Source organism: Halomonas sp. ND22Bw (assembly GCF_003011945.1).
Lineage (GTDB): Bacteria > Pseudomonadota > Gammaproteobacteria > Pseudomonadales > Halomonadaceae > Halomonas > Halomonas halophila.
Genome location: NZ_PXWD01000537.1, coordinates 1 through 309 on the forward strand (window position 1 = coordinate 1; position 309 = coordinate 309).

The window sequence follows — 309 nt, forward strand, 5'->3', positions numbered from 1 at the left end:
GCGCGCCGCCGAGCCAAGGGTCATGGCCGCCGTCGCGACGCCCAGACCCAGTTGCCGTCTATTCATAGTCTTCCGCTTCTTCGATCGCTTCGGCCAGCGTGGCCGATGCCCCTGGTACCCGAACGTCTCTACATTATCGGTGTTCCGGCCAAACAAAAAGCGCCGGCCTTTCGACCGACGCTTTTGGTGACCTGTTGGCTGCAGTATGTCGCAGCGAAGTCTCAAGTCGGGCCTTACTTCTTGATGAAGCCGGCGAACTTGTTGTTGAAGCGCGAAACGCGGCCGCCGCGGTCCATCAGCTGGGCGTTG

At 61.2% G+C, this 309-nt stretch carries 1 protein-coding gene; it reads left to right on the forward strand.

The genetic code is table 11. The annotated features are described in order from the left end of the window. Positions 1-105 precede the first annotated feature (105 nt). Positions 106-309: hypothetical protein (locus CVH10_RS26735; RefSeq protein WP_219924853.1), on the forward strand; the 204-nt coding region annotated here is incomplete at its 3' end.